Origin of the sequence: uncultured Tessaracoccus sp. (genome assembly GCF_947286155.1) — a bacterium.
Classification (GTDB): domain Bacteria; phylum Actinomycetota; class Actinomycetes; order Propionibacteriales; family Propionibacteriaceae; genus Arachnia.
In genome coordinates, this window is sequence record NZ_CAMYPD010000027.1 from 25,861 (window position 1) to 37,417 (window position 11,557).

Annotated in this window: 11 protein-coding genes; 2 read left to right on the forward strand and 9 right to left on the reverse strand. The window is 62.9% G+C overall.

The window, feature by feature from the left end; translation table 11 throughout:
- The first annotated feature begins 23 nt into the window (after positions 1-23).
- The gene (locus Q0X68_RS08245; RefSeq protein WP_297750139.1) at positions 24-1,703 is read left to right on the forward strand and encodes a glutamine--tRNA ligase/YqeY domain fusion protein; all 1,680 of its coding nucleotides are present in this window, start codon (positions 24-26) and stop codon (positions 1,701-1,703) included.
- Positions 1,704-1,718: 15 nt separating this feature from the next.
- Entirely contained in the window at positions 1,719-3,317 is a 1,599-nt protein-coding gene (locus Q0X68_RS08250; RefSeq protein WP_297750142.1) for a mechanosensitive ion channel family protein, read from the forward strand.
- 129 nt (positions 3,318-3,446) lie between these two features.
- On the opposite strand, the gene tuf is transcribed toward Q0X68_RS08250, so the two are convergent.
- From tuf to rpsL, 9 genes are all read right to left on the reverse strand, one after another.
- The gene (tuf, locus tag Q0X68_RS08255; RefSeq protein WP_297750145.1) at positions 3,447-4,646 is read right to left on the reverse strand and encodes an elongation factor Tu; all 1,200 of its coding nucleotides are present in this window, start codon (positions 4,644-4,646) and stop codon (positions 3,447-3,449) included.
- 140 nt (positions 4,647-4,786) lie between these two features.
- A complete protein-coding gene (locus tag Q0X68_RS08260; protein ID WP_297750171.1) occupies positions 4,787-5,251 on the reverse strand; it encodes a GNAT family N-acetyltransferase in 465 nt (154 codons plus the stop codon).
- 46 nt (positions 5,252-5,297) lie between these two features.
- Positions 5,298-5,783, reverse strand: coding sequence for a hypothetical protein (locus Q0X68_RS08265; protein ID WP_297750148.1), 486 nt, complete (start codon positions 5,781-5,783; stop codon positions 5,298-5,300).
- Positions 5,780-6,181, reverse strand: a complete 402-nt coding sequence (locus Q0X68_RS08270) for a hypothetical protein (protein ID WP_297750150.1) — start codon at positions 6,179-6,181, stop codon at positions 5,780-5,782. The genes Q0X68_RS08265 and Q0X68_RS08270 overlap by 4 nt, the downstream gene beginning before the upstream one ends.
- Positions 6,182-6,246: 65 nt before the next feature.
- Positions 6,247-7,296 carry a hypothetical protein gene (locus Q0X68_RS08275; protein ID WP_297750153.1) on the reverse strand — a complete coding sequence of 350 codons (1,050 nt, stop codon included), beginning with the start codon at positions 7,294-7,296 and terminating at the stop codon, positions 6,247-6,249.
- A 480-nt stretch (positions 7,297-7,776) separates the two neighbouring features.
- Positions 7,777-7,995 (reverse strand): hypothetical protein, encoded by a 219-nt coding sequence (locus Q0X68_RS08280; RefSeq protein ID WP_297750156.1) that lies wholly within the window; start codon positions 7,993-7,995, stop codon positions 7,777-7,779.
- An 87-nt stretch (positions 7,996-8,082) separates the two neighbouring features.
- Positions 8,083-10,170, reverse strand: coding sequence for an elongation factor G (gene fusA, locus Q0X68_RS08285; RefSeq protein ID WP_297750160.1), 2,088 nt, complete (start codon positions 10,168-10,170; stop codon positions 8,083-8,085).
- Positions 10,171-10,250: 80 nt separating this feature from the next.
- Positions 10,251-10,721, reverse strand: a complete 471-nt coding sequence (gene rpsG, locus Q0X68_RS08290) for a 30S ribosomal protein S7 (RefSeq protein WP_108870167.1) — start codon at positions 10,719-10,721, stop codon at positions 10,251-10,253.
- Positions 10,721-11,092, reverse strand: coding sequence for a 30S ribosomal protein S12 (rpsL, locus tag Q0X68_RS08295; RefSeq protein ID WP_297750165.1), 372 nt, complete (start codon positions 11,090-11,092; stop codon positions 10,721-10,723). The genes rpsG and rpsL overlap by 1 nt, the downstream gene beginning before the upstream one ends.
- Positions 11,093-11,557 lie beyond the last annotated feature (465 nt).

Below are 11,557 nucleotides of genomic sequence, written 5' to 3' on the forward strand. Positions count from 1 at the left end.
CGGTAGTCGATATGCTCTAGACCATGACTGCGCAGCCCTCGAACTACCTATACGAAGCCGTCAAGGCTGACACCGAATCCGGTCGATACGGCCACCGTGTTCAGACCAGGTTCCCGCCCGAGCCCAACGGATACCTCCACATCGGCCACGCGAAGGCCATCGTTGCTGACTTCAGCGTCGCCGAGGATTTCGACGGCATCTGCATGCTGCGCTTGGACGACACCAACCCCGAGGCAGAGAACCCCGAGTTCGTGCAGTCCATCATCGACGACATCCGTTGGCTCGGCTACGAACCGGCGGAGGTGAGGTTCGCGTCTGGCTACTTCCAGCAGCTGTACGAGTGGGCTGAGCAGCTCATCGAGAAGGGGCTGGCCTACGTCGACGACCAAAATGCCGAAGAGATCTCCGCCACGCGCGGCTCGTTCACCGAGCCCGGAACCCCGTCGCCGTACCGCGACCGCACCCCGGAGGAGAACCTCAACCTGTTCCGCCGCATGCGCGCCGGCGAATTCGCCGACGGCGAGAAGACGCTGCGCGCCAAGATCGACATGGCGCACGAAAACATGCAGATGCGCGACCCGCTGATGTATCGCATCCGCAAGATAGAACACCACCAAACCGGCTGGGACTGGCCCATCTACCCGACCTACGACTGGGCGCACGGGCAGTCTGATGCAATCGAGGGCGTCACGCACTCGATGTGCTCGCTCGAGTTCGAATCACACCGCCCGCTCTACGACTGGTTCCTCCAGGCGCTCGAACTCGAACAGGCCCCCCGGCAGATCGAATTCGCCCGCCTCGAGCTCACACACACGGTGACGAGCAAACGTCGGCTCCTCAAACTGGTGGAGGAAGGTGTGGTCGACGGCTGGGACGACCCGCGCATGCCCACCATCCGTGGCCTTCGTCGCCGCGGCTACCCCGCCGCTGCGTTGCGCGAGTTCTGCACGGCAGTGGGCATCACGCGCGTGCAGTCTCGCAAGGCCATTGAGGAGCTGGAGAGCTACGTGCGCCAGGAGCTGAACCGCACTGCGCAACGCCGCATGGCAGTGCTCCGCCCGCTCAAGCTCACCATCACCGACTGGCCAACCGACGAGGCCGGCGAGCCAGTCGTCGAGTGGTTCGAGGTCATGAACAACCCGGAGAATCCCGACGACGGCACCCGCAAAGTGCCGTTCACGGGCGAACTGTGGATCGAGCAGGACGATTTCCGGGAGGTGCCGCCGCCGAAGTACTTCCGCCTCTCCCCCGGCAAGGAAGTGCGGCTGCGCGGGGCATTCCTCGTCACGGCTACCGACGTCGTGAAGGACGAGGATGGCAACGTCGTCGAAGTGCTGTGTACGCACGATCCCGAGTCGCGCGGCGGCACCGCGCCCGACGGTCGCAAGGTGAAATCGACGATGCACTGGGTGTCGCGACGGCACGCCGTCGACATCCAGGCGGCGCTCTACGAGCGGCTGTTCACCGCCGAGGCTCCCGGCGCCGCCACGGGCGAACCCCTCGACGACCTCAACCACGATTCACGCGAGTTGCTCGAGCAGTGCAAAGGCGAACCGGCGCTCGCCGACGCTGACCCTGGACAAGTGCTGCAGTTTGAGCGCATCGGCTATTTCGCTGTCGACCCGGATCAGCCCAGGCTGTTCCACCGCACCGTCGGGCTTCGCGACGAGTGGGCGGCGCTGCAAAAGCGCGGCAACAAGTAACGAGGAGGAAGCGGGATGCCCACTGACGACACCACCGCCGAGGTAGCCCTCGACGTACTCTCCGTCGTCGCGCACGGGGCCTTCGGGTTCCTCGCTGGCGCCGTGCTGGCACTGATCATCGGCGCCTTCGCGCGAATCTTTATCCGACGACGCCAGCACCTCAAGCCGTTCAGCAAACGCCTGAGAACCCCGATGCGGATACTTGTCATCATCATCGGCACCGGCGTCGGCGGGCTGATCGCGATCGGGGGGCCCACACGCGCACCGAACGTGGAATGGGCGCCCATCTTCCTCCACGTATGGACGATCCTGCTGATCATCTCAGGCGCCTATCTCCTCAGTGGGCTCATCAGCGCCATCGCAGATTCACTGCTGTTCGCACACGCAGACGCACAAGAAACCGTGCACTCACGCAGGCTGCGCACCCAGACGCAGGTGATCTCCCGCGTCGGTGTCGCGGTGGTCTGGGTGCTGGCTATCTCCGGTGTGCTTCTCACCTTTGAGCAGTTCCGGGCCATCGGCGCCTCCATGTTGGCCTCCGCTGGTTTGCTGTCCATCGTCGCTGGTCTCGCAGCCCAATCATCGCTCGCCAACGTGTTTGCGGGTGTGCAACTCGCGTTCACCGACGCGTTGCGCGTGGGCGACATCGTGATCGTCGACGAGCACTGGGGCACCATCGAAGAGATCACCCTTACCTACGTGGTGGTGGCGAGCTGGGATGGGCGACGGTGGATCGTGCCGTCGACGGTGTTCATCTCGAAGACCTTCGAGAACTGGACCCGCAGCAGCCCGAAACTGCTCGGTACCGTCGAATTCGATCTGGACTGGCTCGTGCCCGTCGACGCGGCGCGCGTCGAGCTGCAGCGCATCGTGCGGCGCTCTGATCTGTGGGATGGGCGGACGGTCAGCATGCAGGTGACGGAGGCCACCGGCGGCTACGTGAAGGTGCGCGCGACGGTATCCGCCGCCACCTCGGGTGACCTCTGGGATCTGCGCTGCTACGTGCGGGAAGAGCTCATCACTTGGCTGCAGCAGCGCGCCGTCTATGCACTCCCCCGCACCCGGCTGGAACCCGACGTCACGCCCGCGCCGTCGTCGGAGGAGCGCAAACGATTCGTGGCGGAGACCAAGGCCGCATGGGACGACGAGCGCTCGGATGACACAACGGAGGAGATCCCCGTCGTGGAACTCTTTGACGACGAGGCGTCGGGCGACAGCTTCGACGCCCGTCGGCGCACCTGGTTCAAGGCACTCCGCGATCGCCACACCACGCCCAGCAGCAAGAAGCCCGGCGACCGGCAACGCCCGCAGCTTGACGCATTGATCTCGTCAGTGCTGCGGCCATCGGGTGCGACGGGTCCCGAGGAGCCGACGACACCCAACGACGGTCCTAGCACCGCCGAGATGCCGAGCGTCGAGGTGACCGATGGGCGCGGCGACTCGCTCAGCATCACGGCGCGCGTGTTTTCCGGGACGCCCGAGGCAGAAGAGCGCAACCGCCAATACGCCGGTCCGTCGCAGGAAGACTTGGAAGAGCGTGAAGCTCGACGCAAGGAGCGGGAAGGACAGGAGCGCGACGAGCTGCCGAAGTCGAGCGATGGAGAGGATGCGTAAGCTCGACGAGTGACGTGCGGCTGATCCCCAAAGTTCGACACCCGAACGGGCGCAACGCACACGCAGGCATAGACGAGGCGGCCCCCACCAGCACTTGGTGGGGGCCGCCTCGTATCGCGTCAGATTAGATCACTTGATGATCTTGGTGACGGTGCCAGCACCGACGGTGCGGCCACCCTCACGGATAGCGAACTTGAGGTTCTCTTCCATAGCGATGGGCTTGTTGAGGTGCACGGTCATCTCGGTGTTGTCACCGGGCATCACCATGTCGGTGCCCTCAGGCAGCTGCACAACGCCAGTCACGTCGGTGGTGCGGAAGTAGAACTGCGGGGAGTAGTTCGAGAAGAACGGCTTGTGACGGCCGCCCTCTTCCTTGTTGAGCACGTAGACGGAAGCCTCGAAGTCAGTGTGCGGGGTGGTGGAACCGGGCTTGATAACCACCATGCCGCGCTCGACGTCTTCCTTCTTGGTGCCACGGAGCAGCAGGCCGACGTTCTCGCCAGCGCGACCCTCGTCGAGGATCTTGCGGAACATCTCAACACCAGTGATGGTGGTGGTCTGCTTCTCGTCGCGGATGCCAACCAGGTCGACAGTGTCGCCGGTCTGCACAACACCGCGCTCGATACGGCCGGTGACGACAGTACCGCGACCGGTGATCGTGAAGACGTCTTCCACAGGCATGAGGAACGGCTTGTCGGTGTCGCGCTCCGGGGTGGGGATGTACTCGTCGACAGCGTTCATGAGCTCGAGGATGCTCTCGGCCCACTTCTCGTCGCCGTTGAGTGCGGGGAACGCAGCCACGCGCACGATCGGCAGGTTGTCGCCGTCGAACTCCTGCGCGGAGAGGATCTCGCGAAGCTCCATCTCAACGAGGTCGATGAGGTCCTCATCGTCGGCGTCGATCATGTCGCACTTGTTGAGGGCGACAACGATGGCCGGCACGCCAACCTGGCGGGCAAGGAGGATGTGCTCGTGGGTCTGAGCCATCGGGCCGTCGGTCGCAGCCACAACGAGGATGGCGCCGTCCATCTGAGCAGCGCCGGTGATCATGTTCTTGACGTAGTCGGCGTGGCCGGGGCAGTCAACGTGCGCGTAGTGGCGCTTCTCCGTCTGGTACTCGATGTGCGAGACCGAGATGGTGATACCGCGCTGGCGCTCCTCCGGGGCCTTGTCGATCTTGTCGAACGGGGAAGCCTCGTTCAGATCCGGGTACTTGTCATGGAGCACCTTGGAGATCGCCGCGGTCAGAGTGGTCTTGCCGTGGTCGACGTGTCCAATGGTGCCGATGTTTACGTGCGGCTTCGTCCGCTCAAACTTGGCCTTTGCCACTTGGGCTCCTTCTCAGTGACACTACGCACCCTGCGCAGCGCTTGGATTGTGGGTCCCCTGAAATTGCCGCAGGGGACTTGATTATTCTTGTGCAGCCTCGGCCGATAGTCAAACCAGCCGAGGACTGCCGACCTCCCACTTTACTGCACGCGGGCACTGTCGAAAAGGTCCGCGGGCCGAAACATCATCTGGTGCGGCAACGAAGCCTCTTCGTAGGCTTCCCCCACCTCGATGAATCCGAATCCTCGATAGAGCCCGCAGACGTACTCCTGGGAGTGGATCGCCATCGGCTTGTGGCCGTGCCTGGCAATCACGCACTCGACAACCCGCTTCGCAAGGCCCTCCCCACGGCGATCTGGCCGCACCGCGACCCGGCCGAAGGAGAACGTCGCGCTCTCCTCCTCCACAGCCAACGGGTAGGCCCGCAGGTAGGCGACAGCGCCGTCGTCGTCCATGATGAAGACGTGCTCGGTACCGGGCGCCCGGTCGACCTCGTCGAAGTCCTGCACGTCCACGCGCTGCTCGACAAAGAACACCTCACAGCGCAGCCGCGCGATCTCGAAGAACTCATCCTTGGTGAGTTCTTCCCAGGTCTTGATCCGCATGGTCACGGATGTCGAGCCTAGCGATACAGCAGCGGCAGTCTGGGGTCTATTCGATCCGTGGAATGGAGTCGGGGTCGATCGGCGTCGCGTCCGGGCTGCCGAACTGCGGCCACGCTCCCCCAGCACGGCTCACGGCGACGTTCTGCTGCCTGCCCGCCACTCCAGCCCCCGCCGGCAACCGATAGAGCTCGGTCACTTGCCTGCGACCACCTTCCTCCGCGACCACCACCGTGACCGGCAGTGTGTCGAGATCGGTGTTCCACGGCAAACCCTCATCCGCATGGAGCTGCTGGGTGGCGCAATCGACGTCGTGGAGCGTGAACTGCTGTGCATAATCCGTCATGGCGGATCGCTGGTACACCGTGAACGTCGCTGTCCGCGCGCCCGAGGGGCACAGCTCCAGTGTGAGATCGTATTGCATTCTGAACAGCTTCACCATCCACGAGCCGCCCCACAGCAGCAGCACCACGAGTGCCACCGCCACGGCTCCACCGAGCCACCGTCGCGGCTTCGCCTCGGTTGCCGTGCTCATGCGACGGCCTTGTCGCCCAGCGGTACGCTCGCGATCGGCACGCGAGCATGCGGTTGCGTCGCGGGATCCAGAAATCGCCCCGATTCCATGAAGACTTCGCCGTTGCGGAGGCGCAGCCACCCCGTGGCGTCGGTATACAGCCACGACTCAAATCCTGGCCCCAGGGTGCCGCGGAGCAGCTCGAAGCGCTGGCCGTCCCGCAGCTCGACGACGTAGGACTCGTACCACATGCGCGACGGCGGATCGCCCTTGGTTCCGCGCAGCATTAACAGATCGTCGGCGACATACGCCATGGCTTCACCGGACGGCACGTCAATGTGGATTGCTTCCCTGTCACCGGCCGCAAATCCGAAGGCCTCGATGCGCACCACGTCGACAACGTCCGCTCGGTCAGGCATCGGATGCACGGCTCCGCATGCCGTGAGAGTCACGACCAGCGGGAGGGCGAGCAGCTTCCTCCTCATCACAGGACCTTGAATTGCGTGTTCGACGTGACCACCCCTGAACTCAGCACGACGCGCTGATATCGCGGCCATCCGTAGTGGACGATATTGTGACCTTTCGATGTGTATCCGTAAGCAAGTACGGCATGCCAGCCTTTGCCTTTCTTGTACTGCTTCGGCAAGGTACCAAACAAGATGACCGGACGATGGTCGCGGATGGACTCATGGACACCGGGCGAGAACGCGTAGAACGTCCCAGTCGCCTTGAAGCGGCGCTTTCGTGCATAATCCAACAACCCATCCCTCACCGTCAGTGCCCACGAGCTGTTCCATCGGGTCCCCTTCAGAGCGTATGCAAGGTTTTTCGTCTTTGGATTCGTGCTGCGCAAGTTGTTGCCTACCAGATGCTCCGCACCAATGATCCTCTTCTTGGGGAAGCGCACGTGCCAGAACCGGAGGAGAATCGAAGCGGCTATCCATCCGCATATTCCCTCATCATGCCCATTCGGGAGAACGTTGCAGTCCCGGATGGACTCGTAGCCGCGGATCAGCCAGCCATTCCCATAGCCACCTCCACGAGGAGCCGCACTGCCAGCGGATCGCCCAGATGCGCGCTCCAACGCCCGATCTGTCTGGTTTCGGAGAAAGAGCTCAGCAGCTTCATCTGCACCTGCGGCAGAGATCGGAGAGTCATCAATGATGTGCCTGAAGCTGCTCCCTTCTCGAGCAAACCACAACCCCGGTCCAAAGTATGCCGCGCAGCCAGAAGCGGCTGCGACGACCTCGCTGCCGCGCGGGCTATACTCGACAAACTCACGAACGCCCGCATCCACGACCACGTATCCCCCCGATTCAAGCAGCAGGCATTCCAAGCGGCCATCGCTGTTCACCAGTGGGCGGACAATGAACTTCTGCGCCTTGCCAGACGCCTCCACAACAAGTTGTGACCGCCAATCGTCAGCCCCAGACGCAAACGCAGACGTCTCGCTGACCAAGCCAAGAGGCGCCAAACCCAATACCGTACCAAGAGCGTCGCGCCTTGAAAACTGAAGGTCGTTCCAAGCACCCATCAGATCCTCCCATCGACGTTGATGAAACTCAGTGCGTAAATTTTACCGGGTCACTTTTCGTCAGGCAAGGGCTCAATGAGACTCACATACAGTCCCCGCATGTTAGGGGACGTGCCTCACAGACTGACCCGGCGACGGCTTCGTACGGCTTCGTCACCTGGTCCTGGCACACCGCCGTCCGGTTCCGCGAGCGGCTGGCCGCGAGCTCCGGCTCGGGCAGCTCGAACTTACGAGGCACGTCTGAATCCCGTCTCGCCGCACAGGGAGTAGCGGCGTGTGGTCGGATGCCGGGAGGTGTCGTTGAAATCCTGACCGGTAACCCGCTGTTCGACGTAGAACACCGCGCAGCACAACTTCGAAATCTCGTAGAACTTGGCTATCGTCAGCTCTTGCCAGCGCTCGGTGACGAGGCCTAAAGATGCGATGCCACCGGACTGCGTTCAGCGGACCTGATGCGTCACAGGTCCTCATGAGCATCACCTATCCCCCCCCCGATCCTGAGGCGCCTCGCGTCGAATCGTGCGCGGGATGTACGTCGTCCTCGAAGACCGTGGAGATGTCCGCGGGCAGCGAGGACACGTCGCTGATGGTGGAGTATTCCGTCGCACGGCCATGCTCCGTCGTGCGCTCAATATTGCGCACGGCCAGCTTCGTGGTGGTAATGAGGAGCTGGGGAACTGGCGGCATCAACTCTGACATATTCCAAGAATACTGCGACCACCCCGATAGAAAAACGGTGGCGCCTCGATTACTCGAGACGCCACCTTGAGGGGAGGGATGCGAAGATCAGACTTCGGTACCGCGAGCCTTCGCGATGATCTCATCAGCCACCGAGGTGGGGCACTCCGCGTAGGAGTCGAACTCCATCGAGTAGGACGCCTGACCCGAGGTCTTCGAGCGCAGATCGCCGACGTAGCCGAACATCTCCGACAGCGGGACCAGCGCACGCACGACGCGGTTGCCGTGCTGTTCGTCCATCGACTGCACCTGCCCACGACGGGAGTTCAGGTCGCCGATCACGGTGCCCAGGAAGTCTTCCGGAGTGGTGACTTCGACAGCCATCAGCGGTTCGAGGATGGCAGGGCTCGCCTTACGAGCGGCCTCCTTGAATGCCTGAGAACCGGCGAGCTTGAACGCGAGCTCCGAGGAGTCGACGTCGTGGTAGGCGCCGTCGGTGAGCGTCACCTTGATGTCCTCGACGGGGTAACCCGCCAGCACACCGAACTGCATAGCTTCCTGGATGCCCGCGTCCACGGAGGGGATGTACTCCTTGGGGATACGGCCACCGGTAACGGCGTTCACGAACTCGTAGCCGGCACCCGGCTCCTGCGGTTCGAGGTCGATGATGACGCGGCCGAACTGACCGGAACCACCGGTCTGCTTCTTGTGCGTGTATTCGACCTTCTCAACCTTCTTGCGGAGAGTCTCGCGGTAGGCGACCTGAGGCTTACCAATGTTGGCTTCCACCTTGAACTCACGCTTCATACGGTCGATGAGAACGTCGAGGTGCAGCTCACCCATGCCTGCGATGATGGTTTGGCCGGTTTCCTCGTCGGTATGGACGCGGAACGTCGGGTCTTCTTCAGCGAGACGCTGAATAGCGTTCGAGAGCTTCTCCTGGTCGGACTTCGTCTTCGGCTCGATAGCCTGCTCGATCACCGGAGCCGGGAAGGTCATGGATTCGAGCTGAATCGGATTGACCGGGTCGCACAGGGTGTCGCCCGTGGTGGTGTTCTTCAGGCCCATTACGGCGCAGATCATGCCAGCGCCGATCTCTTCGATCTCTTCACGCTTGTTGGCGTGCATCTGGTAGATCTTGCCGATGCGCTCCTTCTTACCGGTCGCGGTGTTGAGCACGTTCTCACCGGACTTCAGAACGCCCGAGTAGATGCGCACGTAGGTGAGCTTGCCCAGGTGCGGGTCGGCGGCAACCTTGAACGCGAGCACGGACAGCGGCTCGTCGTCGCTGGGGTGGCGCTCCAACTTGGTGCTCTCATCGCCGGGCTTGAAGCCTTCGATGGCGGGCACGTCGAGCGGGGAAGGCAGGTACTTCGTGACGGCGTCGAGCAGCGGCTGCACGCCCTTGTTCTTGAAGGAGGTTCCGCAGACCACTGCGGTGAACTCGTTGGCGATGATGCCCTTGCGCAGGGCGGCCTCGATCTCCTCGGGGGTGATTTCCTCGTCCATCAGGAACTTCTCGGCGAGCTCGTCGTCGACGTCGGCGCAGCGCTCAAGCAGCTCCTGGTGACGCTGCTCGGCGAGCTCCTGCAGCTCGGCGGGGATTTCCTCGACCTCGTAGTCTTCGCCCATCTTGGTTTCGCCGCGCCAGGTGAGCGCACGCATGCGCACCACGTCGACGACACCGAGGAAGTCTGCTTCTGCGCCGATCGGGATCTGCAGTAGCACCGGATCGGTGTTGAGGCGCTCGCGGATGGTCTTCACGGCGTGGTCGAAGGACGCGCCGGTGCGGTCGAGCTTGTTGATGTAGCAGATACGAGGAACGTTGTACTTCGTAGCCTGACGCCACACGGTCATCGACTGGGGCTCCACGCCGGCAACACCGTCGAACACAGCGACTGCACCGTCGAGCACGCGCAGCGAACGCTCCACCTCGACGGTGAAGTCGACGTGACCAGGCGTGTCGATGATGTTGATCAGGTGGTCTTTCCAGAAACAGGTGGTGGCAGCGGAGGTGATGGTGATGCCGCGCTCCTGCTCCTGCTCCATCCAGTCCATGGTGGCCGCACCGTCGTGCGTCTCACCGATCTTGTAGTTCTTACCGGTGTAGAAGAGAATGCGCTCGGTGGTGGTGGTCTTACCGGCGTCGATGTGGGCCATGATGCCGATGTTGCGCACCTTGGACAGGTCGGTCACTGTTGCAGTCCTTTGCGTTGGGTGTGGCTTCGTGTGGTTGGAACTGGAAACGCCCCCGCGCTAGGGCGCGGGGGCTGACGTCACCAGCGGTAGTGCGCGAAGGCGCGGTTGGCTTCCGCCATCTTGTGCGTGTCTTCACGACGCTTCACAGAGGCACCGAGGCCGTTGGACGCGTCGAGGATTTCATTCATCAGACGCTCGGTCATCGTCTTCTCGCGACGCTCCCGCGAGAAGGCAACGAGCCAGCGCAGAGCGAGGGTGGTCTGCCGAGCGGGCTTCACTTCGACGGGCACCTGGTAGGTGGCACCACCGACGCGGCGAGACTTGACCTCCACGGAGGGCTTGACGTTGTCGAGTGCACGCTTCAGCGTCGCGACGGGGTCGTTGCCCGTCTTTTCGCGAGTGCCTTCGAGTGCGTCGTAGACGATCGACTGCGCGGTGGACTTCTTGCCGTCGAGCAGGATCTTGCTCACGAGCTGGGAAACCAGCGGGGAGCCGTAGACGGGGTCAGCGATGATCGGACGCTTCGGAGCGGGTCCCTTACGAGGCATTACTTCTCCTTCTTCGCGCCGTAGCGGCTACGGGCCTGCTTGCGGCCCTTGACACCCTGGGTGTCGAGCGCGCCGCGGACGATCTTGTAGCGGACACCGGGGAGGTCCTTCACACGACCTCCGCGGACGAGCACCATGGAGTGCTCCTGCAGGTTATGGCCTACGCCCGGAATGTAGGCAGTGACCTCAATGCCCGAGCTCAGTCGCACACGAGCAACCTTGCGCAGTGCAGAGTTCGGCTTTTTCGGGGTGGTGGTGTACACACGGGTGCACACGCCACGGCGCTGCGGTGAGTTTTTGAGCGCGGGCGCGTCACTCGTCTTAATCTTGTCCTTCCGGCCTTTACGGACCAGCTGCTGAATTGTTGGCACCTGTTGGCATCTCTTTCGTTGTCTGTGTGGAATATTGCATCCCTGGCGTGCAGTGGTTCCGTCGCGGGAGCAGTTCACCGTTCCTGTTCCGTCGCGCGGTCGCGCTGCCGTGCGAACTCCGCACGAAGTCAACTTCTCCGCAACGAATGAGAAGCGACAGTTCATGCCAGGGCACGCACAAAAGTACCCGAGCAACCGGGCACGTTGATCAACATTAGTTGAGCGGGGCCCTCCGGTCAAAATCGCGCTCCCCCGGCAGCGCTCAGCATCGGGATCGCTCGCCGCCGCGTACCCCGTCGGGCGTGGGTTTCCTCTCCCGACACCTGCAACCTGTGCGGCAACTGAGCGGATCATGTGTCACCTGCCTCCCGACGACGCCTCGTCACGCTAGGCAAGTGACACCTATTCCGGCGCGGGTTCTGGGGGTGGTTGCAACACCTGATTTGTGTTGGGAGTGTTGTTGTG

Coding starts and splice junctions, on each gene's coding strand:
- Q0X68_RS08250 (WP_297750142.1), top strand. CDS start 1,719: ATGCCCACTGACGACACCACCGCCGAGGTAGCCCTCGACGTACTCTCC.
- rpsG (WP_108870167.1), bottom strand. CDS start 10,721: ATGCCTCGTAAGGGACCCGCTCCGAAGCGTCCGATCATCGCTGACCCC.
- Q0X68_RS08270 (WP_297750150.1), bottom strand. CDS start 6,181: ATGCCTGACCGAGCGGACGTTGTCGACGTGGTGCGCATCGAGGCCTTC.
- Q0X68_RS08280 (WP_297750156.1), bottom strand. CDS start 7,995: ATGTCAGAGTTGATGCCGCCAGTTCCCCAGCTCCTCATTACCACCACG.
- Q0X68_RS08260 (WP_297750171.1), bottom strand. CDS start 5,251: ATGCGGATCAAGACCTGGGAAGAACTCACCAAGGATGAGTTCTTCGAG.
- Q0X68_RS08275 (WP_297750153.1), bottom strand. CDS start 7,296: ATGGGTGCTTGGAACGACCTTCAGTTTTCAAGGCGCGACGCTCTTGGT.
- Q0X68_RS08245 (WP_297750139.1), top strand. CDS start 24: ATGACTGCGCAGCCCTCGAACTACCTATACGAAGCCGTCAAGGCTGAC.
- Q0X68_RS08265 (WP_297750148.1), bottom strand. CDS start 5,783: ATGAGCACGGCAACCGAGGCGAAGCCGCGACGGTGGCTCGGTGGAGCC.